Origin of the sequence: Rhodococcus sp. NPDC080181 (genome assembly GCF_040702225.1) — a bacterium.
Classification (GTDB): Bacteria; Actinomycetota; Actinomycetes; order Mycobacteriales; family Mycobacteriaceae; genus Rhodococcoides; species Rhodococcoides fascians.
This window is the reverse complement of sequence record NZ_JBFBKN010000016.1, coordinates 35,828-56,396: the sequence shown is the minus strand read 5'-3', so window position 1 is coordinate 56,396 and position 20,569 is coordinate 35,828. Positions and strand designations below refer to the sequence as shown.

Annotated in this window: 22 protein-coding genes; 17 read left to right on the top strand and 5 right to left on the bottom strand. The window is 65.7% G+C overall.

Going from position 1 to position 20,569, the window contains the following annotated elements; all coding sequences use genetic code 11:
• Positions 1–22: 22 nt before the first annotated feature.
• On the bottom strand, positions 23–973 hold the full coding sequence (locus AB0O58_RS18470) for a sucrase ferredoxin (RefSeq protein WP_052061652.1): 951 nt from the start codon (positions 971–973) through the stop codon (positions 23–25).
• A gap of 1 nt (position 974) precedes the next feature.
• The gene (locus AB0O58_RS18465; RefSeq protein ID WP_283541716.1) at positions 975–1,922 is read right to left on the bottom strand and encodes an ABC transporter substrate-binding protein; all 948 of its coding nucleotides are present in this window, start codon (positions 1,920–1,922) and stop codon (positions 975–977) included.
• A 157-nt stretch (positions 1,923–2,079) separates the two neighbouring features.
• Between AB0O58_RS18465 and AB0O58_RS18460 the strand changes: the two genes are divergently transcribed.
• From AB0O58_RS18460 to AB0O58_RS18440, 5 genes are all read left to right on the top strand, one after another.
• Positions 2,080–2,607: a hypothetical protein gene (locus tag AB0O58_RS18460; RefSeq protein WP_027494858.1), complete on the top strand. Its 528-nt coding sequence runs from the start codon at positions 2,080–2,082 to the stop codon at positions 2,605–2,607.
• A 206-nt stretch (positions 2,608–2,813) separates the two neighbouring features.
• A complete protein-coding gene (locus AB0O58_RS18455; protein ID WP_032388118.1) occupies positions 2,814–3,521 on the top strand; it encodes a TMEM165/GDT1 family protein in 708 nt (235 codons plus the stop codon).
• 30 nt (positions 3,522–3,551) lie between these two features.
• Positions 3,552–4,736, top strand: coding sequence for an ATP-binding protein (locus AB0O58_RS18450; RefSeq protein ID WP_230593540.1), 1,185 nt, complete (start codon positions 3,552–3,554; stop codon positions 4,734–4,736).
• Positions 4,733–5,749, top strand: coding sequence for a hypothetical protein (locus AB0O58_RS18445; RefSeq protein WP_366238584.1), 1,017 nt, complete (start codon positions 4,733–4,735; stop codon positions 5,747–5,749). Before AB0O58_RS18450 ends, AB0O58_RS18445 begins: the two co-directional genes overlap by 4 nt.
• Positions 5,750–6,372: 623 nt before the next feature.
• Complete coding sequence (locus tag AB0O58_RS18440) at positions 6,373–7,140, top strand: SDR family NAD(P)-dependent oxidoreductase (RefSeq protein ID WP_027494862.1); 768 nt, start codon at positions 6,373–6,375, stop codon at positions 7,138–7,140.
• Between the two features lie 40 nt (positions 7,141–7,180).
• On the opposite strand, the gene AB0O58_RS18435 is transcribed toward AB0O58_RS18440, so the two are convergent.
• A complete protein-coding gene (locus AB0O58_RS18435; protein WP_032401154.1) occupies positions 7,181–8,749 on the bottom strand; it encodes a TM0106 family RecB-like putative nuclease in 1,569 nt (522 codons plus the stop codon).
• Between the two features lie 183 nt (positions 8,750–8,932).
• Here AB0O58_RS18435 and AB0O58_RS18430 point away from each other — a divergent pair, with 183 nt between their 5' ends.
• The 9 genes from AB0O58_RS18430 (at position 8,933) to AB0O58_RS18390 (ending at position 16,623) form a co-directional block, all read left to right on the top strand.
• On the top strand, positions 8,933–9,583 hold the full coding sequence (locus AB0O58_RS18430; RefSeq protein ID WP_027494864.1) for a DUF6474 family protein: 651 nt from the start codon (positions 8,933–8,935) through the stop codon (positions 9,581–9,583).
• A gap of 16 nt (positions 9,584–9,599) precedes the next feature.
• On the top strand, positions 9,600–10,133 hold the full coding sequence (locus tag AB0O58_RS18425; protein WP_032401098.1) for a hypothetical protein: 534 nt from the start codon (positions 9,600–9,602) through the stop codon (positions 10,131–10,133).
• Positions 10,134–10,183: 50 nt separating this feature from the next.
• Positions 10,184–10,846: a YcnI family protein gene (locus AB0O58_RS18420; RefSeq protein ID WP_032401097.1), complete on the top strand. Its 663-nt coding sequence runs from the start codon at positions 10,184–10,186 to the stop codon at positions 10,844–10,846.
• Positions 10,847–10,920: 74 nt separating this feature from the next.
• Positions 10,921–11,442, top strand: a complete 522-nt coding sequence (locus AB0O58_RS18415; protein ID WP_080736573.1) for a copper resistance CopC family protein — start codon at positions 10,921–10,923, stop codon at positions 11,440–11,442.
• Positions 11,443–11,458: 16 nt separating this feature from the next.
• A complete protein-coding gene (locus AB0O58_RS18410) occupies positions 11,459–12,403 on the top strand; it encodes a CopD family protein (protein WP_032381960.1) in 945 nt (314 codons plus the stop codon).
• Positions 12,404–12,471: 68 nt separating this feature from the next.
• Positions 12,472–13,662 carry a DNA cytosine methyltransferase gene (locus AB0O58_RS18405; protein ID WP_230593539.1) on the top strand — a complete coding sequence of 397 codons (1,191 nt, stop codon included), beginning with the start codon at positions 12,472–12,474 and terminating at the stop codon, positions 13,660–13,662.
• Positions 13,646–14,506 (top strand): GIY-YIG nuclease family protein, encoded by an 861-nt coding sequence (locus tag AB0O58_RS18400; protein WP_052061670.1) that lies wholly within the window; start codon positions 13,646–13,648, stop codon positions 14,504–14,506. Before AB0O58_RS18405 ends, AB0O58_RS18400 begins: the two co-directional genes overlap by 17 nt.
• A 24-nt stretch (positions 14,507–14,530) precedes the next feature.
• Complete coding sequence (locus AB0O58_RS18395; RefSeq protein ID WP_032401096.1) at positions 14,531–15,439, top strand: LysR family transcriptional regulator; 909 nt, start codon at positions 14,531–14,533, stop codon at positions 15,437–15,439.
• Between the two features lie 68 nt (positions 15,440–15,507).
• A complete protein-coding gene (locus AB0O58_RS18390) occupies positions 15,508–16,623 on the top strand; it encodes a TDT family transporter (RefSeq protein WP_052061669.1) in 1,116 nt (371 codons plus the stop codon).
• Between the two features lie 2 nt (positions 16,624–16,625).
• Here AB0O58_RS18390 and AB0O58_RS18385 read toward each other — a convergent pair whose 3' ends face one another.
• On the bottom strand, positions 16,626–16,976 hold the full coding sequence (locus AB0O58_RS18385) for a VOC family protein (protein ID WP_032401148.1): 351 nt from the start codon (positions 16,974–16,976) through the stop codon (positions 16,626–16,628).
• On the opposite strand from AB0O58_RS18385, the gene AB0O58_RS18380 reads away from it, so the two are divergent.
• Positions 16,939–18,336, top strand: coding sequence for a plasmid pRiA4b ORF-3 family protein (locus AB0O58_RS18380; protein ID WP_283348117.1), 1,398 nt, complete (start codon positions 16,939–16,941; stop codon positions 18,334–18,336). The two genes, AB0O58_RS18385 and AB0O58_RS18380, sit on opposite strands and share 38 nt — an antisense overlap.
• Before the next feature lie 30 nt (positions 18,337–18,366).
• Here AB0O58_RS18380 and AB0O58_RS18375 read toward each other — a convergent pair whose 3' ends face one another.
• On the bottom strand, positions 18,367–19,263 hold the full coding sequence (locus tag AB0O58_RS18375; RefSeq protein ID WP_155288750.1) for a hypothetical protein: 897 nt from the start codon (positions 19,261–19,263) through the stop codon (positions 18,367–18,369).
• 266 nt (positions 19,264–19,529) lie between these two features.
• Between AB0O58_RS18375 and AB0O58_RS18370 the strand changes: the two genes are divergently transcribed.
• Both AB0O58_RS18370 and AB0O58_RS18365 read left to right on the top strand, forming a co-directional pair.
• Positions 19,530–19,943 carry a hypothetical protein gene (locus AB0O58_RS18370; protein WP_027494874.1) on the top strand — a complete coding sequence of 138 codons (414 nt, stop codon included), beginning with the start codon at positions 19,530–19,532 and terminating at the stop codon, positions 19,941–19,943.
• A 137-nt stretch (positions 19,944–20,080) separates the two neighbouring features.
• Positions 20,081–20,566, top strand: coding sequence for a MarR family transcriptional regulator (locus AB0O58_RS18365; protein ID WP_032366715.1), 486 nt, complete (start codon positions 20,081–20,083; stop codon positions 20,564–20,566).
• Positions 20,567–20,569: the final 3 nt, after the last annotated feature.

Here is a 20,569-nt window from a genome sequence, read left to right as displayed (position 1 = left end):
TGGCCCTGTCGCATTTCGAAGGTCACGCCCTCCCGGCGGCGGGCACCGACCCGATGGTTGCGACGCCGTGGTCCGGTCTCGCGACGTCCTCGGAACGGCAGGTCGTTCGGCGCGGGGGCTCGGGATCGGGTGTCACGTGTACCTGCACGCTTCCCGACGTCGTCACCACCACAACATCCGACGCGACAACATCCGACGCGACAACATCCGACGCGGCATCGGATGACGTGACATCGGACGGGTGGACGTCGTCGATTCCGGTGAGCCCGTATTCGGTTCGTACTGCGTGTTCGGCGATCTGGGCGACGGTGTCGTCGGTGCAGCGGCCTCGGTAGTGGCGCAGCGTGAGGTGCCCGCGGTCGTGGTCGTCCACGACGGCCTGCGCGTTGGTCGGTTCGAGGTTGCCGTAGTAGCTGCCGTCGGGCAGGGCCACCATGCCCGCTGCGTATCGATCGCCGCCCAGGTGCGTCGATTCCCATACCCGCCCGCTGGGTCCGGCGAGGGCCGCCGCCACCGGCCGACCGAGCACCGCGCAGCACGGATCCTTCTTTCCGTGCGTGCAGACGAGGTAGAGCCGCTGGTCGACGCGAGTCCCGATACCAGGTGGGGTGCCCGCCGCAGCGGCTTCGATCGGTAGTTCGAGAATCTGCTCGACGGTGTCGACCGTGTATCTCTCCAGCCACGGGCCGCGGCGACCCGAGTGCGCAAGAAACACCTGTCGCGTCTCGGTGGGTTCACGCCTGCCGTGCGTTTCTCGCACCAGTTGCGGGCGTACCCCGACGGCCTTGCAGCGACGCGAGAGTTCGGTGCCGATTCCACCCAGCGGACCGTCCGGCCCCCACGGTTCGCGCCCCCACGGGCCTCGGTGCTCGATCAACACCCAGCCGTGTGCCCGTGCAGCTGTCCCGCGCAGCGATTCGTCGTTCTCGCGCGCCACTGCAGCGCAGCCGACCCAGCGTTCGGATGCCGGCACGTCAGCCCCCGATTTCGGTCGCGGTCTCGACCAGGGCCTGGGCGGTCAGCACGTTGCCGAAGAGAAAATCCTTGGACGGCAGCTCGGTCACCCGAGCTCCGAGACCGGTGAAGAGCGGGTTCTGTCGCAGTTGCGCCACGGCGTCCTCCGTCCCGGCATCGGTGAGCAGAAGGATGTCGTCGGCCGCCAGCACGTCGATCAGTTCCGGGCTGACGTCGACCGTCTGCACCGCGTCGGATCCGCGATCCTGCTGTGCGGGCGCGCGGTAGCCCAGATCGGACAGGACGGCGTAAGGAAACGATCCGTCCTGCGTCATGTACCGCAACGAGTCGGTGCGCACTCGCGCGACGGTCAACGTGCTGTTTTCCCGAGGTGAGCGTGACTCGGATTCGTCGACCGCCTGTCGATAGTCCGCCAGCAAACCGTCGGCGATCTCCTGCCGATCGAAGATTCCCGCCAGCTGCTGCAAGGTGTTCTGCCACGAGGCCGGGGTGTATTCCACGACGACGGTCGGCGCGATCGGGGCGACCCGGTCGTACAGCGCTCGGTTGTCCTCACCCGTCGTTCGCATGACGATCAGGTCCGGTGCGGCAGCCGTCAGAGCCTCGATGTCAACGTCGGCGTCGACGGATCCGATGTCGATCGGTTCGGTGGTGAGCCGATCCCGGACGACGGGTGCGTAGTCACCGGTGAGCGGCGGCTTCACCGCCGCGACGGGCTGGATGCCCAACGCGACGACGGCTTCCAACGTGCGGTCGCCGTCGAGCACGGCCACGCGCTGTGGATCGACGGGAACACTCGTCTCACCGAATGCATGCTGCGCGGTGCGGACCTCGCCGCCGGTCTCGCCCGGGGTCGATGCTTCCCGACTGCATGCGGCGACACTCAGCAGTAGCGCCATGGACAGCAACGAGACGACGGTTCGCCGGGCGGATCCTCTGTTTTTCACCGCAGCAGCGTATCGGCTGCCGAGCCGCAGTGGGCCGGCTACGTTTTCGGCTGGCACTCTCCCCATCTTGTGTGCCAGCCGTTTTCGGGTCATTCTTCTCCTTACCCAACGTCGTGTACCCGGCTTCTGCCTCGTACCTGTCTGGGAGGGATGCGCAATGGACGATCGAGATCTCATCGGTGTCTCGCCTTTTCACGCCGCCGGTCTACTGCGCGGGTTCGTGATCTCCGGTCGTTGGCCGGACACCACCAAGGAGTGGGCTCAATTCCTGGCGCTGGCCGTCCGGGTCGCGTCGATGCCGGGTCTGTTGGCGACGTCGACGGTGTTCGGGGTGCGGGAGGAGCTGCCCGAGGATCCGGAGCCGGGGACGGTCGGCCTGGTGTTGGCCGAGGGACCGGTGATCGGCGATTTCGCGTTGGCTCCCGGACGGTTCTCGGACCATCAGCCGGCCGCATTGCTGATGCTGCACCCACCGTCGGAGACGACGCCTTCTCTGCCGGAGTGTGCAGGCGCGGCCTCGGGTTGCGTTCTGCTGCCCGGTCTTCCGCATCTGGGCCTCGATCACCGGGCCGCGTGGGTGGAGGCAGAATCCGACGGCACCGTGACGTCGATGATCAGTCGGGTCGGCCTCGATCCGATCAGCGATCCCGACACCGCAGTTTTGGCGATGCTCCTCGCATCCTGACCGCTCCCCGTACACGATTTTTCGGGTCCCCAAACTTATTGGCGCATTGGACAATTGGAGAAACGGCACTTAAAGTCGTCTGCAGCGAAGGGGAGTAGCCCCCAATCAACGTGTCGACATACTGGTCGTTTTCCACGACCCGGCACCTGAACCGGTACTTCCGGTGGGCGAGACCTTCGGTCCGTTCGACGACCGAGGAGTCTGCTGTGCTGTCCGCTCTACTGTTGAGTTTCGCTGTCATTTTCGTGGCCGAGCTGGGTGACAAATCCCAGCTGATGGCCATGACGTTTGCCTTGCGCTACAAGTGGTACGTCGTCATCGGCGGCATCACGGTGGCCACGACCGTCGTGCATCTGGTCTCGGTCGCCGTCGGCCATTTCCTCGGTGTGTCCATCCCCACCGAAGCCATCTCGATCGTCGGCGGGCTCGCGTTCGTCGTGTTCGGTCTGTGGACCCTGCGCGGAGATTCGCTGTCCGACGACGAGGGTGCCAAGGCGTCGCGAGTCACCAAGTCGGCCTTCCTGGCCATCGCGTCCGCGTTCTTCCTCGCCGAACTGGGCGACAAGACGATGCTGGCCACCGTCACTCTGGCCGCCGACAACGATTGGGTCGGAGTGTGGATCGGCTCGACGGTGGGCATGGTCGCCGCCGACGCCCTCGCTATCGTGCTGGGTGCCGTTCTCGGAAAGCACTTGCCGGAACGGATGATTCAGTACGGTGCGGCCATTCTGTTCTTCGTCTTCGGCGCGGTCCTGTTCTTCGAGGGCCTGATGCCGGGTACGTCGGCTCCGTACGTGGCGGCCGCAGTCGTGGTGGCGATCTCGGCCCTCGTCGTCGCCGCTGCGTTCGTCCGACGCTCCCGCAGCGACGCACCGCAGGAAGTGGAGAAGCGCAGCACCACCGAAGACGTCTGACCTTGGTTTACACTCCTCGCGGAGGGGTGAATGAACGACAACCTGCAGGCGACGGGTAGCGACGCGGCACACCGTTCGACCGATCGGCTCATCAGGATCTTCGGCCGGTTCGTCGGTACCGGCTACGCGGCATATCTACTGCTGCTCGTTCCCGACATCGCACGCAGCAGCGTCACCGTCCCCGGGTGGTGGACCCCGGCCGCCGTGATCGTCGTGTTCGGTACCGGTCTCGCGTTCGGAGCCTTCACCTTTCACCCGAGCATCAGGGTCAGCCAGGTTGCGGGTTCGATCGCAGCGTTGGCATTCCCGGTCATGGCCCTGCTGTGGTGGGTGGCCTGGGACGGGACCACCTTCGATCGGAGCGGAATGTTCCTGTCCGCATTCCCCGGCCTGGCCTCACTCGCGGCCGCGACCGTGTGGCGACCCATCCCGGCATTCGTGCACACGGCCGTCTCGGTGGTGATCGTGCAACTGATCAATCAAGCTGTGCGAGAGCCGTTTCCTCGCAGCAACATCATCGCCGAAATATTCTTCGGGCTGATGTTCTGCACGGTGTTCGTCGCGGCGACTCTGGCCGCACTGCGTACCGGTCGCATTCTCGATGCCACCATCAGCGCCACCCACGGCGATGCCGCACGGGCGGCTGCGGCGAATGCACGCGAAGTCGAACGGGAACGGTTCGACGCCCTCATCCACGACGAGGTCATGTCATCGCTGCTGGCAGTCGCTCGCCAGGGCCGCACTGCCAGCCTGGCCCGTCAAGCACGTTCGGCATTGGCCCATCTGGACGGACTGCACACCGACACTGCGACACACGATTTCACCGTCGACGACACGATCGCTCTGATGCGGGCCTCCGCATCGACAGTCGACGAGTCGATCGATTTCAGGGTCGCCGAGGACCCCGCCGATTCCCCTGCGAACTACCCTGCCGATGCGGTCCGGTCGATCGCGGGCGCACTAGCAGAAGCACTGCGCAACAGCGTCGTTCACGCTCAGGCGTCGACCAGATCGGTGACGGTCGAGCTGGCCCCGTCGGCACTGCGAGTCATCGTGCGAGACAACGGTATCGGCTTCGATCGACGCTCGGTGCCTCCGCACCGACTCGGCGTCGCCGTCAGCATCGAGGGGCGGATGCGTCAGCTCGACGGCGGTTCGGCCGAGATCGACACCTCCCGCCGCGGAACCACTGTGCGATTGAGCTGGGCGCGATGAACGGCGAGGATGTTCGCGACCTGCTGTCGATGAAGTCGGGGGCCGCGTACGCCGTCGCCGGCTTCTACATCCTCGCGTGCGCCGTGTGTGCGTCGGCGACGCTGAAGGGTATGTCCGCGATGTGGCCGCCGTTCGTCTCGGTGCTGGTGTTCTCGGCCGCGGTCATCCTGCTGCTCAGAGCGCCGGGGGATCCGCTGAGCCCACGGTCGACGGCGTTGCTCACCGCGTCGGGGCCGGTGGCCGCGTCGTTCGTCTTCGCCGTGGTGCCGGTGCCGCTGACCGGCAGTCTGCAGTCCTGGCCTCTGGGTATGTCCGTCGTGATCTACACGTTCATGTGTGTCCGTGGCCGCACGCCGGCCGCGTGGTTCGGACTCGCGCTCACCATGTCTGTCGTCGTCGGTTGGGCAGCCTGGACGGGTCAAGGCGCACTGTTCGGGTTGTCGTTCAGTGCCATCAATATTGCTTCGTTGTTGATGGCGACGTTCTTCGCCTTCACCATCCGACCCCTCGGTGCAGCGATCTTCGAGCTCCGTGAACAATCCACCATCCGCATCGCCGCCCAGGCCGCCGCTGCGGCGGTACTCGAAGAACGTGACGCCCGCCTGGCCAGTCTCGATACGCTCGCCCGCCCGCTCCTGCAGCGCATCGCGGACGGCCCCGATCTCACCGACGAGGAAGTCCTGGCGTGCCGACTCCTCGAAGCCGAGCTCCGCGACACCCTGCGGGCTCGCGGGCTCGTACTGCCCGAGTTGGCCAGAGCGGCACGCTCGGCTCGCGCCCGTGGCGTCGAGGTCACGATGCTCGACGACCGAAGCCCCACGGCACTGAGCGAGAAGGTCCGCAACGACATCGCGGCGGGGGCGTCGAGCAGTCTGGACGGTGCCGTGACGGGATCGGTGACGGTTCGCTTGCTGCCTCCGGGCCGACCGGCCGCGGCGACGATCCTGCTCGACGACTTCGGTGACGGTGCCCAGCGAGTCGAGTACGACGACTCCGGCCGCATTCTGCCCTGATCGGCGGGCACAGGAGTGAGGTTCCGTCCTGCCTGGTGTGGGGCCGGAGCCGACCCTCATCGGCCGCCGTCCTACTACTCCTGGCCGGATGCGGTTTCGTCGAGTCCGGCCCGTCGCAGCCGACCGAGGCGATAACGTTGGCTGCATGTGATGGAACGACCACGATTCAGTGTCAACGGGGCACGGGCTCCCGTCGGGATGCAAGGAGTTGGCGATGAATGTTCCGATCGGGACAAGGTGGGTCTTCTTCTGGTCGGCACTGACGCTGCTGTGGGCCGTTGTTTCCGTGAGTCGAACTCAGGACGGTGAGTTTTCGATCTGGTCCTGGGTGGCTACTTGTTTGTTTGCTGCGGCCGCAATCCTGACCGGGCTTCGTACATTTCGCCGCAGAAGTGACGACGAGCGCAGAAGTGACAACGAGCATGGACTCACGAATTCTTAGGGAGTATCACCGTCACTCGAAGGGCGGTAGGCCGACCGACCCCTCGGTGCGGGAGAGTCGGGTGCGGGAGAGCGGGGTGCCTGGGAGTGGGGTGAGGTCCCCCGCCGGTTATGGTGCAGAACACAGCGTGGTCGCTGCCTGTGCCGCGACCCGACACCGCTAACGAAGGGGATCGTACGACGTGGAGATTTCAGGAACAGCAGCACTCGTCACCGGTGGCGCGTCGGGCCTCGGAGCAGCAACCGCAGCACGTCTGGCAGGCGCCGGCGTCACGGTGTTCGGTCTCGATCTGCCGCAGTCCATCGAGCGCGCCGGAGACAGTGTCCCGGACGGCGTGACCCTCATTCCCGCCGACGTCACCAGTGAGGCCGAGGTCGAGGCCGCACTGGACACCATCGTCGAGTCCGGTGTGCCGCTGCGCATCGTCGTCAACTGTGCAGGCGTGGGCTGGGCGGGTCGCATCCTGTCCAAGAAGGGACCGCACGATCTCGAGCTGTTCCGCACGGTCATCACCATCAACCTGCTCGGCACGTTCAACGTGATGCGGCTGGCCGCCAACCGCATTCAGTCGCAGTCCACCGTCGACGACGCCGGCCAGCGCGGCGTTGTCATCAACACCGCATCGGTCGCCGCATTCGAGGGTCAGATCGGCCAGATCGCCTACACCGCCTCCAAGGGCGGCGTGCACGCGATGACCATCACCGCGGCCCGTGACCTGGCCCAGGTCGGCATCCGCGTGAACACCATCGCCCCCGGCATCGTCGACACCCCGATGCTCGCCGGTGTCACCGAGGAATACCGTCAGGGCCTCGAGGCGTCCGTGCCCTTCCCGTCGCGTCTCGCGCAGCCCAGCGAGTACGCCCAGCTGGTGCAGATGATCGCCGAGCACGACTACCTGAACGGCGAGACGATCCGCATGGACGGCGCGATCCGGATGGCACCGCGCTAGAAGTCCTTTCGCGTGTGGCCCCGACTTCTCGGGCGCGGGGTCACACGCGAGCGCGCAGGTCCGCCACGGTCGGGATCTCGTGCTCGGCGCGGTCGGACATCCACTCGCGCAACACTTTGGTGGCGAGCACATCGTCCTCGTTGTAGACGAGTAGCCGTTCTCGCTGGGTGTGATCGGGATCGGCGTCGTATCCGACGGCCTCGCGGTACCAGCCCATCGACGCCTCGCCGCCGGCTTCCTCGTCGCGCCAAGAGAATCCAGCCACCGGGGCAATCTTCTTCAGCCCCTTGCCGTTCGGGCAGATGAACTGGTCACTGACGGCCTGATAGATATCCACCCACTGCTCGCTGTCGATGAATTCGCGTATCTGCGCCTCGGTGGGCACTCCGGGGACGTCGGCGAAGCGTCGGGCCGAGTCGAGTAGCCATTTGTCCTCGGCTTGTCTCGAATAGCAATACGCTGCAAACGTTTTGCCGCGAGCCGCGGCATCGGCCCGCGTGTCCATCAACCAGTTCCAGAACACCGCGAACGAGCGTCCCTCGTCGACGGTGGGCAGCGGATCCCACGTGACGAAGCCGCGATACTCCGACGGCGGTCCGCCTGCCTCGGTGAGGAGCGTGCCCCACAGGTACGCGCCGTGCTCCTGATAGCTCTCCATGTCGACGTCCACCTCCACGTCGGCGCGGTGGACCGTCACGGTCTCCGATCGACGCAGCAGCGGCACGTCGGCACGCCAAGCCAGCGCCGCGGACACCGCGTCGTCGAAGTTGCCGAAGGGCCACTCCTCGGGAGCCGGACCGGTCCATTGCGCCAGCTCGTCGATCGTCCGCACTCCAGCGCTGCGCAGCACGTCCGCTCGGGATCCCGATGCGACGAGAGAGACGTCGCGGGCCGCCACCAACTGTGGCTTGCAGTCGAACCACCAAGCACACGAACGACATTCGCTGATCTGCGAGGGAACGGTCACCGCGTCACCGCTCGCGACAGCAAGCCGGTCCGCGAAGCGAATGTCGTACTCGTCGAGCGCGGCAGTCAGGTCGTGTACCAACACGCACTCTCCGCGGTAACCCACTGCACCCCCGACCGGGGTGGCCGTGGCCAAGCCCTCGTGGGCGAGCATGCGGTACAGGTGCGCGAGGCGGAGCTGATCGCGCAACTGACTGCGCACCTTGCGGGTCTCGTCGACGGCCGGAGCCCAGTGCGTGAGCGGGGTGGTGCGCGCGCCGCGCCCGGGGTCGGTCACCTTGTGATTGACGACGATCACCGGAATGTAGCCGCCCGACGCGTCCCGCACGAGAAGCTCGCTCCGTCCGCGGCGGCCGGTATCGCGTTCGAGTGGCAGAACTGCATTCCAGATACGTTCGACGCCTGCGCGGCAGGCCGCGACGGTCGCATCGGCCGCAGCACGGGCCGTGGGCTCGTCGATCTCGGTCCATTGCATGGGGTCGGCCGCTGCCAACTGCGCGCGAATGTTCTCGCGATGCGCCTGGGCCGCCTCTCGGCGTTGCCGCACCCCGGGATTTTCGGGTTCACCGCGCAGGAGCGCCCCGTAGGCGGTGTCGAGATAGAGCCGGTGCCGACATCGCGTCAACGATCCGGCGTCGAGCAGCACAGGTACGTGCGACGCTGCCGCATCTCGTTGACCGTTCACACCGCTAGACATTAGGTGAGCCCTCCGACAGCCGAAGAAGAACAGCTGCCTATCAGGCGGGAGTGGAGCCTGCGGAATGACCCATTAGGCTGTGTGGAACGCACCGTTACCGCCTAGCAGCACATGTCAGGAGCCTTGTCGATGGGTCTGTTCCGTAAGCGCAAAGGTCGTGCCACTCGCAAGGCGGAGGCGAAGGCCCTCAAGCACAAGGCCACTCTGGAGGCGAAGCTCGGCGCGAAGAACGAGCGCAAGCAGCTGAAGTCGATCGCCAAGGCGCAGCGCAAGCTCAGCGCGGTGGAGGCGAAGTCGCAGAAGAATGTCGAGAAGGCGCAGGTCTCGGCGTTGCGGGCGCAGCAGAAGGCGGCTGCGGCCGGCACGCTGAACGTGGCTCAGATTCGTAAGTATCTCGGTATTGCTCGGCTTCTGCTGCCGGTCCTGGCTCCGATTGCCTACCGCGCTGCCACCGTCGTTCGCGGGCAGCTCGACAACCGTAAGGCGCAGCAGTTGGGTGTCGCACCCGATCAGCTGAGCGAGTACTCGGGCCACGGCGGCAAGCTCAGCGCCCGGATCGCCGGTGCCGAGAAGTCGCTGAGCACCATCGGATCGCGTCATTCGGATCCGGAGACCAAAAGTTTCGGTGCCGCGATCAGCGAGCGTCTCGACGATCTGACCACCGCTGTGCGCGCCGCCGAGCAGATGCCGCCTGCGCGCCGCAAGACTGCCCACGCCGCCATTTCCGCTGAGCTCGACGGCATCGAAGCGGACGTGCTCGCTCGCCTCGGCGTGCGCTGATCTCACCGACCATCCGATGACCGACGGCTCTGCTGCACCGCTTCGCGGCGGAGCTGTCGGTACGGTCACCGCCGCGCTCGCGGTGGCTGCGCACGGAATGGCGGGCGGCGGCTATCTCAGCGGATCGGGATTGGCTCTGCTGATCGTGGTCAGCCTCGGCGTGGGTGCCATGACTGCCGTTCCGCGTCGCTCGACCGTTCTGTTGCCCGCCCTGATGGGTGGCCAACTCCTCGCTCATACCGCACTGAGCCTGAGCGACATGGCCGGCATGTCGGGCTCGTCACACAGCCATTCGCTGCTGCCCAGCGTCGCGATGATCGGCTTTCACGCGGCCGCGTCGCTGGTCGCCGCGCTGTTGATCGCCGCAGCCGAACGTCTCTACGGCCCGATCACATCGATCGTTCGTGCCGTTCTCGCGCTCCTCACTCCCCTGCCCGACGGTTCTGCTGTCGGTCGCGTCCGGTTCTCCGTCGCGATGCCGTCGGCGCACGGTATTGCCCTGGACTGGGCCATTTCTCGTCGTGGGCCCCCGATGTCGGTCAGCTCGTAACTCTGATCCGACATCCCCTTTCACCTTCGTACAGAAATGACCCAACAATCATGAAGAGTTCCATTTCGCGTGCCTTGTTCGTATCCGGTGCCACCGTCGGCGCACTGCTGATCGGCGCAGGCGCAGCCTCCGCCCATGTGGTCGTCTCCGCGCCCGACGCCGCGCAGGGCGGCTACTCGGTCCTGACGTTCCGCGTCCCCACCGAGTCCGATACCGCATCGACCAACTCGGTCAAGGTCACCTTGCCCGGCCTCAATTCTGCTCGCACCCAGCCCATTCCGGGGTGGACGTCCACCGTCGAGAAGGACTCTGCCGATCTCGCCGTGTCGGTGACGTGGACGGCGAATCCCGGTGCCGAGGTCGGTCCGGGCCAGTTCCAGCAGTTCCTGCTCTCGGCGGGGCCACTGCCCGAGCAGGAGACCGTGTCGTTCCCGGCCACCCAGACCTACACCGACGGTGAGGTCGTGCAGTGGAACGAGCCGATGACCGAGGACGGCAGCGAGCCCGAATTGCCCGCTCCCACACTGACCCTCGCAGCATCGAGCGGTGACGCGCACGGCGGAGCCCACGCCGAGACGACGGACGCAGCCGAGCAGACGTCCACGTCCTCCTCGGACACCACCGCCCGTTGGATTGCCGGTGCCGGGCTCGTTCTCGGTGCCGTCGGTGCCGGCCTCGGAATCGGTGCAACCGTACGGAGCCGACGCTCGTGAGGGCGCTGACCGTGTCCGCCAAAGCGGTGGTCGTATCGGCGGTGGCCTTGCTGGCACTGCTGGTCGCGGCTCCGATGGCCTCGGCACATTCGCAGGTCACCGGGTACAGCCCGGCCGACGGCTCCTCGCTCGACGCATCTCCGGCGACGGCATCGGTGACTTTCAACGAGGTGCCGCAGTCGCAGTTCGCCACGCTCAACGTCGTCGGCCCCGACGGCAACATCTGGTCGAAGGGCGATGCTCGCATCGAGGGCCAGAGCGTGGTCGTCGATGTCGGTGATCTGGGCCCTGCCGGCGAGTACACCCTCGCCTACCGGATCACCTCGGCCGACGGTCATCCGGTGAGCGGCACGGCCACGTTCACGCTGACGCAGGAAGGGTCCGGAACACCCGGGGCACCGGCCGATGCGTCGGGTACCTCGGAAGAGTCCGAGGACGGGTTCCTCGGCGGCTACGGTCCCATCGTGCTGGTCGTGGTTGCGGTCCTCGCCTTCGGCGGAGCATTGGCATTCGCACTGCGTAAGCCAAAAGACCAGCGCAAGCCGAAAGACCAGCGCAAGCCAGAAGACCAGCGTAAGCCGAAGAGCGAGAAGTAGATCCGACGTGGCTGCGGTGAGCGAGAGGAGCGTTCGGCTCGTGCTCGCCGCCGCAGCCTCGGCGGTGGTGGGGGTCGCGGCAGCGTTCGCGCTGGCGTACCCCACCTTTCCCAGCGGGTCGTCGTGGCTCCGCGTCATCGCTGTCGCGTCGGGTTCGGTGGTGTTGGGGTTCGGAATTCTCGCTGTCCTGGACGGTAATTCCGCATCTCGACGCCCCGCCCTCGACTCGCTGGTGATGTGGCGGTCGATCGGGTTCCTGTCGGGTCTGTGGGCGGTGGCCGAGTTCGTCCTGTTGGCAGCGGCCGCAGCCGAGGCCGAGGGCCGAGCAGTGACGGCGCTGTCGCCGAGTGCATTTGCGGCCTTCGTCGCGTCGATCTCCGTCGGTCGACTCGGCGCGACGACGGTGCTCCTCGCGCTCGTTCTGTGCGCCATGGGCGTACTCGGATATCGACGAGACGCATCCTGGTCCCCGGTTCCCGTGGTCACGCTGGCGGCGCTGGCCCTGGTCGCGCGACCGATCACCGGACACATGTCGCAATTCGCATTCGGGTCCATTGCCGTTGCCGTGCATGTGGTGTGCGCCTCGGTGTGGCTCGGTGTGCTCGGCGCGATGGCGCTGAGTCTGCGGACCAAGACAGCCTGGGCGACGCTTTTACCGGCCTACTCCCGGATCGCGCTGTGGTGCGTCGTCGGGGTGACCCTGACGGGCGTATTCGACGCGGTACTGAAGTTGGAGAGCCCGGCGGCTGCGATCGAGACTGGTTACGGCCGAATCGTTCTCGCCAAAGTCGTGATGACCGTGATCCTGGTGGCCCTGGCATCTCGGATCCGCCGCACGTGGTTGCCGACCGCCACTGCGCACCGCTCCACGGCGGACTACTCGGTGGGACGAGCTGCCGCCCATGTCTGTCTGCTGACGGTGGCGTTCGGACTGGCGGCGGCGTTGGCGACCACGGCCTGAGGCCGGAGTGCAGCCAGCGGAATGACCAGACAAGCGAGTCTGTCGGGGCTCTGTACTAGCCTGAGTGCATGCCGAAGTTGACTGTGGTGCCGGGTGGTTCCTCGGTGTCCGCGCGCGATCGGATTCCCACGGTCGCCGAGTTCTTCGCAGGTATTGGTTTGGTGCGAATGGGCTTGGAGCAGGCCGGTTTCGAGGTGTGCTGGGCCAACGACATCGAGCGCGACAAGCACCACATGTATCGCCAACACTTCGGTGACGACGCGGCCCATTTTCAGCTCGGGGATGTTGCCGGCACGCGCGGCGACGATCTGCCGGACGGTCTGTCGTTGGCATGGGCGTCGTTTCCGTGCACGGATTTGTCTCTGGCCGGGGGCCGGGCCGGTCTCGCCGGTAAGAACTCCTCGACATTTCGGCACTTCACTCGGGTGCTGGACGAAATGGGTGACGGCCGTCCCGAGGTAGTAGCGCTGGAGAACGTCGTCGGCCTGGCCACCAGTCATGGGGGCGACGATCTGGCGGCTGCGGTCCGTGAGCTCAACGAACTCGGTTATTCGGTGGACGTCCTCACCATCGATGCTCGACGGTTCGTCCCGCAGTCCCGTCCTCGTCTGTTCCTGATCGGTGCGCAACATCCGCCGGAGGATGCCCGCGATCCCAACAGTGAACTGCGTCCGGATTGGTTGCAGGCGGTCTACGGCGATTCGACGCTGTCGACGCATCGGGCTCCGCTGCCCAGCCCGCCGATCCCGTTGACCAGTGGTCTCGGCGATCAGGTCGAGCGGATGGATTACCGCGACGAGCGCTGGTGGGATGCAGACCGCACCGAGGCGTTCGTACGCTCGTTGTCTCCGATTCAGTTGCAGCGCATCGAGATCCTGAAGAAGGCACGCAAGGTCAGTTACCGCACCGCCTACCGTCGTACCCGCAACGGCGTCGCGGTGTGGGAGGCCCGCCCCGACGACATCTCCGGCTGCCTGCGTACTGCGCGCGGTGGGTCGTCGAAGCAGGCGGTGGTCAAGATCGGCCACGGCCGGTTGCAGGTGCGCTGGATGACGCCTCTCGAGTACGCCCGCTTGATGGGAGCCGGCGACTACACGCTCGGCGGTCTGCGGAACAACCAGGCGCTCTTCGGTTTCGGTGATGCGGTGTGCGTTCCGGTGGTCGCGTGGCTGGCGGAGCACTACCTGATGCCCCTGGTGAACGGGACACTCGGTTCCATCGCGCCGAATGCGACTGCTGCGCATGTCCAGTCACGGTAAGTCCTCGCTGCGGGCGTCGGCGGTCGCGCCGCGCAAGAGCAGTCTGCCTGCGGACGATGTGCAGTCATTTCGAGCTGCACTGCGAGAAGTGCTGAGCGAGAAAGACGATCGAGGGCGCGTCTGGTCGGCGGCCAAGTGGGGCGTGTATGCGTTCTACGACTACGACGGCGAGCCGATCTACGTGGGGCAGACCAAGGAGAAGCTCAGCGTTCGGGTACAGCGGCATCTGACCAATCAGCGGACCGACGCCGTCGCGATGCGAGTGCTGGACGTGTTCGAGGTCGCGGAGATCGAGATCTGGCCGCTCTGGCAGTACGAGGACCTCAAGAAGTCCGACGGCGCAGAACAATTCCGCGCAGCCGAACGAGATTTGAACGCCCACGAGTACACGGCGTACCTCGAGGCCATCGACAGGTCGCGCCACAAGGCGATCCTGAACGAGAAGATCCCGCCGGTCTCCGAGCCCGTCACTCTGCCTGCGTCACTGCGGCGCTCGCTGATCTCCGAACAGACCCGAATCGAGCGCGGGCACCCCGACATTCGGATCGCGCGACGCGCGGAGACCATCTCCCGATTGGCTGCGGTCACTCGCGAGCGCGGTGAGGTGTCCGAGGGTCTGCGACGCGTCCTGGTGGTGCAGGCGGTGCGTCTGGCGTATTTGTCTGCGGAGCGACTCGCCTTTGTCGAGGGTCACCCCATTCCCGATCCCGCGGCCATCGACGTCACCGCCCTGGTGGGTTCGGTGCTGCACGAACGTAGCGATCCCGAGGATCCAGACGACCCCGGAGACCCAGAGGACCTACCCGAGCCCGACGCCGAGCTGGACCTGTTCAGCGACTACTGACTCCCGTCGCCGTAGGCTCGACCTGTGCCGCTTCCCCCTCACGTTGCCGATCTCACCAGCATCGATCTGTTGCTGTCGGTGGCAGAGCTCGGCAGCATCGGCCGTGCCGGACACGCCCACGGCATGTCGCAGCCCGCGGCAAGTTCTCGCATTCGCGCGCTGGAGCGCCGCGTCGGAGCGCCGTTGTTGAAGCGGGGCGCACGCGGAACGGTGCTGACCGAGTTCGGCGAGCTCGTCGCGAGTTGGGCAGCGCCGGTCGTCCGGTCGGCCGAGGACTTGGCGACGGCGATCGCCACGCTGCACGCCGAGCGCATCGGCCACCTGCAGATCGCGGCCAGTCAGACTGTCGCCGAGTACCTTCTACCGCGATGGCTCGTCACGCTGCATACAAAACTGCCCCAGATCGTGCCCACGCTGAGCTCGGGCAATTCGGCGGTGGTCGCCGCGACGGTGCTCGCCGGAGACGCAGACCTGGGGTTCATCGAAAACCCCAGTGTCCAGGCCGAACTCACGTACCGCACCGTCGCAACCGACGAACTGGTTCTCGTCGTGGCACCCGGGCATCCGTGGGCGCACTCTGCACCGTCGACCGAGGAGGTGGTCGAGACGGCGTTGGTCACCCGCGAGGCCGGGTCGGGAACCAGGTCCGTGTACGAGAGTGCCGTTGCTGCAGCCGGTCTCGGCCCGCCGACAACTCCTCTGCTGGAAGTGTCGTCGACGACGGCCATCAAGTCCGCTGTCGCGGCTGGGATCGGCGGTGCCGTCCTCAGTTCACTGGCCGTCGCGACGGAGCTGGCGGCGGGCAGTCTGATCGGAGTGCCGCTCCCCGATCTGTCCCTGCACAGAGACTTGCGCGCCATCTGGCGATCGGGCCGTGAGCCCAGCGGCCCGGCCGCAGAACTTCTGACGGTCGCGACGTCCATCCAGCCATAAGCTTCGGTTATGGCTGGCTAGCGAATTGCTGTCTACCGGACGTGGGCCGCGTCGCGCACAGTGAGGTCATGACCGTCCTCGAGTCCGTCTCGTATGCACCCCGGCTGTCGCGCAGGCGGACCGTCGAGCACATCACCCCCAACTGGTTCGCCGCCGTCATGGGAACCGGCATCGTCGCCACCGCGGCCGCCACACTGCCCGTCGACCTTCCTGCGTTGCACGTCTTCGCCGTCGTCGTATGGGTACTCGCTGCCGCAGCACTCGTAGTGATCGGCGCAGCCTTCGTGCGGCACTGGACCGGTTACCGCGCACGCGCAGTCGACTACGCGCAGCACCCGGTGATGATGCAGTTCTACGGCGCACCGCCCATGGCCTTGCTCACCGTCGGTGCCGGGGCCGGCCTGCTCGGCGGAGACCTCATCGGTCCCACGGCGGCGACCGCACTGTTCGCAGTCCTGTGGGTCGCCGGCACGGTCACCGGCCTGCTCACCAGCGTCGCCGTCCCCTTCCGAATGATCACATCCGCTCACCGGGAGCAGGTCACGGCACTGCCCGCGTGGCTGATGCCCGTCGTCCCGCCGATGGTGTCCGCGTCGACCGGCGCGTTGCTGCTCCCTCACCTGCCCGACGGCCAGTGGCGGTTGGCGCTGCTGTGCGCGTGCTACGCGATGTTCGGGCTGTCGCTGATCGTCGGAATGCTCACGTTGACTCTGATCTACGGACGCCTGCTGCACGGCGGTCTGCCGTCCGTCGACGCGGCTCCGACGGTCTGGATCACGCTCGGGTTTGTCGGCCAGTCGGTCACGGCGGCCAATCTGCTGGGCAACGATGCAGCGACGGTGTTCACCGGTGCGCAGTCGTCGATCGCCGTCGGGCTGCACGTCGTCGGGATCGGCTACGGACTGATCATGGGCGGATTCGGCGCGCTGATGTTCGCACTGGCCACTGCGCTGACCGTCCATGCGGCGCGGAGGAAGATGAGCTTCTCACTGACGTGGTGGTCGTTCACTTTCCCCATCGGCACCTGCGTCACCGGAGCGACCGCACTGGGCAATGCCCTCGATTTCGGCGCGGCCCGTGCCCTTGCCGTACTGCTGTACGTCGTACTCGTGACGGCCTGGATCACTGTCGCTGCTCGAACCCTCCGAGGCGTGTGGCGAGGAAACCTGCTGCAGCCCAGCTGATCTCACATGTGCGCGAGTACGTTCACCACGTTGCCGCCTGCGTCTCGGAAGAAGAATCGGCGCACGCCCCACTCCTCGTTGGTGATCTCGTACGCGATTTCGAGATTCGCATCCACCGCGGCGCGGTAGGCCGCGTCGACGTCGTCCACTTCGAGAGACGCCGACGGATTCACCGGGCCGGTGGGGTCGACGGTGATCAGACTCAGTTGCGCGGTGCTGTCCCCCGGTGACGCAAGTGTGGCGATCCAACCGTGGTTCATCACCACCTCCATGCCGGTGACCTGGACATACGCGTCCAGAGCAGCATCGAGATCGGTGACCGTGAGCAGGGGCATCGCGCGCACAACGTCCATCGTCGGACTGTATCGCGCCGAAAGCGTCCCCGCGGGGACGTTCTCGACAGGCATCTCGCACATGGGGGACGATGTTTCGATGCTGACGATCAAGGTGACTCTGGCCGACATCGAACCAGCGGTGTGGCGGCGGTTCACCATCAATTCCGACGCCACACTGCCCGAGCTACACGACGTCATCCAAGATGTCATGGGCTGGGAAGACCGACACCTGCACATGTTCTTCGTCGGCGACGATCCCTATCGAACCAGTCGACGCTACGAGATGAAGTCCGCGCTCGAAGAGTGGGACGACGGCGCCGGGACGCTCGAGGACGGCGTTCGAGTGGACGAAGTCCTCGGTGCCGTCGGGGATCGTCTCGGGTACGAGTACGACTTCGGTGACGGATGGACACACCACCTGGTCGTCGAAGAAATATCGCCCGTTGCCGGTACTGCAGCCTGCCTCGACGGCGCCCGCGCCTGCCCACCCGAGGACTGCGGTGGCACGTCGGGCTACGACGAACTGTTGAAGGTTCTGGCTGATACCGATCATCCTGAGCACAACCATATGAAGCAGTGGGCGGGCAGCTTCGAGGAACGCTTCGCGGTGGCCGACGCGAACAACAGAATCGCGTTGCGGCGCGCGGTGACGGAGTTGGCCGGACGCGTGCGGGAGCGCCTACCCAAACTCGGCTCGCTTCTCGAACGCGGGCCCCTCGAGTATCACCCCGATCTGCCCGATGTCCTCGCACGCGTCGATTTCGATGTGGCACAGCTGGACCCCGTAGCGGCGGCATCGGCAATGGAAAAGCTGACATGGATGCTGGCGCGGGTGGGCGCAGACGGAATCACGCTGACTGCTGCGGGCTATCTCCCACCCAAAGACGTCGCTGCGATGCGTGCAGAGCTCGAGTGGGGTGCCGAATGGTTCGGAAGCTCCAACCGCGAGGTGGACCATCAGCAGGTGCACTGGCTTCGGGCTGCAGTGACGCAACTCGGGCTGGTTCGCGTGCTGAAGGGACGGCTACTTCGCACCCGGTTGGGCAACACCCTGGCCACCGACCCGCTCCGACTGTGGTCGCACGCCGCGGCTCGGATGCCCTTCGGCCGCGAGCAGTACGAGAAGGATGCAGGCCTGCTGCTGCTGGTTTCGGTTGCAGGGGGTTGCTTTGCGACCGAACGCAATTCGCTGATCCTACGAAGCCTCGAGACCATCGGGTGGCGAATCCCCGAAAGCGAAAGACGCTACGCCCAGTACCTCGCTCGACCGACCTTCGACTTCCTCACTCTGATCGGCGCTGTGCCGTCGACTTTGGGTCGCGACGGGGCCGTACCGGATTGGGGACGCACTTTTGCCGTACATGCACTCGGCTCGTGAACCAGAAGGTGCTACCGGCCGCTCGTCAGGTCATGCTGCGCGCCCTGCGCGCCGCAGACGATCTCGATCGAGCGCCTCGAGCAGCAGGGGCGCCAGAAGGTCAGGTACGCAGAACTTGTCGTTCACCTTGACGAGCAATCCGAGGTCGAACATCGACATGAACCGGAGTGTCGCGACGGTCTGAATCACCTTGCTGTCGGACATCTTTCCCAGGACGACACCGTCGGATTCCCCTACCGGATCACCGACGAGGCTGCGCACGAGCACGGTGGTCGCCAACGTCGAGCCTGCCACGAGCTCGGACTGCACGGAATCATCGCCGGAGTCGTACACAGGCGTCAAGCAGGATGCGTACGCCTCGACCACGGCGGCGCGAGTTCGGTCCGCACTTGGAGACACCACCCAAGCTCCGGCTTCGGGTCCGCGGGTGTAAGTCTGGCCCGCGTGCTCGAGAACCCCGACCCTACGGGCGGTATCCAACACCGATCGATAGTTCACCATTGCCATGAAGTCAGGTTGTTCAGGGATGCTGTCGAAACCCGGAATCCCGAGCGCGGCAACGATCTCGGCCGAGTCGTCCCAGTAGTCGATTCGGGCCGATGGCGCGCGGCGCTCGGTCGCAGCCCACGATGCCAACCGTTGCAGGAGTGAGACCATTATCGGTGTACTCAGTGGGCTCGAGCGCCCCGGCGATATCGGAGAACTGGGCACCGACGCGAATGCAGACGGGAACCCGATCTCTCTCGAGATCTCTTCGTTCTGAGATGGCGACAACCGTTCGGCGACGACGAACGTGCCGAACAGATCGATGGCGCGACGTATCTCGTCGCGCTCCCATGGCGACCGCTCATAGTCATCGAGGTCCAAGTACTCGTGATCATCGAGACAGAACATGTCGATCGGAAAATCTGCGCCGTACACGCTCACGTTCCGCTCGCGGACCGACCGATCGACTGTCATTGCTGTCGCAAAAGCCGTCAACTGATCTGCGACCCAAGCATTCTCGATCAGCCAATCGGAGAAGTGAAGAAGCGCGCTCGGCCAAAATAGAGGTTCCCTTTCACGCTGAACCTGACTGTGGGCCTCGCGACTGGTCTTTCTGCTACGCGATCTGCGGTTGCTCATGATGTCCCCCCGGATGTGTGTGGTCGAGAGAGTAGACGAGGGGTACGACAAGCGAGCGAAGGCGGCTGATGACCCGCAATGCCGAGGATCTTCGAGGCATCGAGCAGATCGGCTCACCCGAGGACGTGGTGCGCGCTCCGACATCGGCGTTCGTCGCGCGTTTCCTGTCCGACGCCACCCTCGTCGACGGCGTTGTCGCAGACGGCACCTTCACTTCGGGCTCCCTCACACTCGAGGCGGAGGGCTCCGGACCCGGGACGCTCGCAATCCTGCCGACCGACATCGACATCGTGCCCGGATCTGCGGACGACACTGGTGAGGTCAGTGGCACCGTCACGTCGTCATTGTTCGGCCGCGATGCGAGCGACGTCCTGGTGCACTGCGACGACGTCGACTTCCGCTGCTCGACGCGCGGGCCGCGGCCCGAGGTGGGCGAGACGGTCGGCCTGTCCGTGCGGCGATCCTTCTTCTATCCGCACTAGCGTCACCGGCCCGAAGGATCTGGCCATCCCCACATCGACGCTGTGACCCACCAGACAGGAATATTGTTTGCTTAGCGCATATATGTATATATATGGTTGCAGACAGCAAGTAAATCGAACTCAGCGTTGGAGTACTCATGGCAGTTCAATCCACGACAGCGGAATCGCTCGTCGAAGAGGTTTTCCTCTTCGGGCGCACGCTGAAGCGGGCCGTGACCACCGGAGTCGAGGATTCACCGTTGCCGCAGGCGCTGACCGGAGTTCTGGCCATCCTCGCGACAGAGGGTGAATGCAGACAGACCGACCTCGCCAGCAGGCTCTGCGTCAGCCAGTCCGCCCTCAGCCGGCAGATCGCGGACCTCGTCGAACTCGGCTACATCGATCGGCACCCCGATCCGGACGACAGAAGAGCGTCCCGGGTCTGCGTGTCGGACGAAGGCCAAGCTCGACTGAAACAGATTTGGGACAGGCGAGCTCGTCGCCTGGCAGAGATGTTGAGCGAGTGGAGCGAAACCGAGGCTCTCGATGCCCTCGATTCCATCCGCAAGCTCAACGACACGTTCACCGAAGACGCCCACGCCCAGCACCAGGACGTGGCCCGCATTGAATTGATTGCGAGATAACCA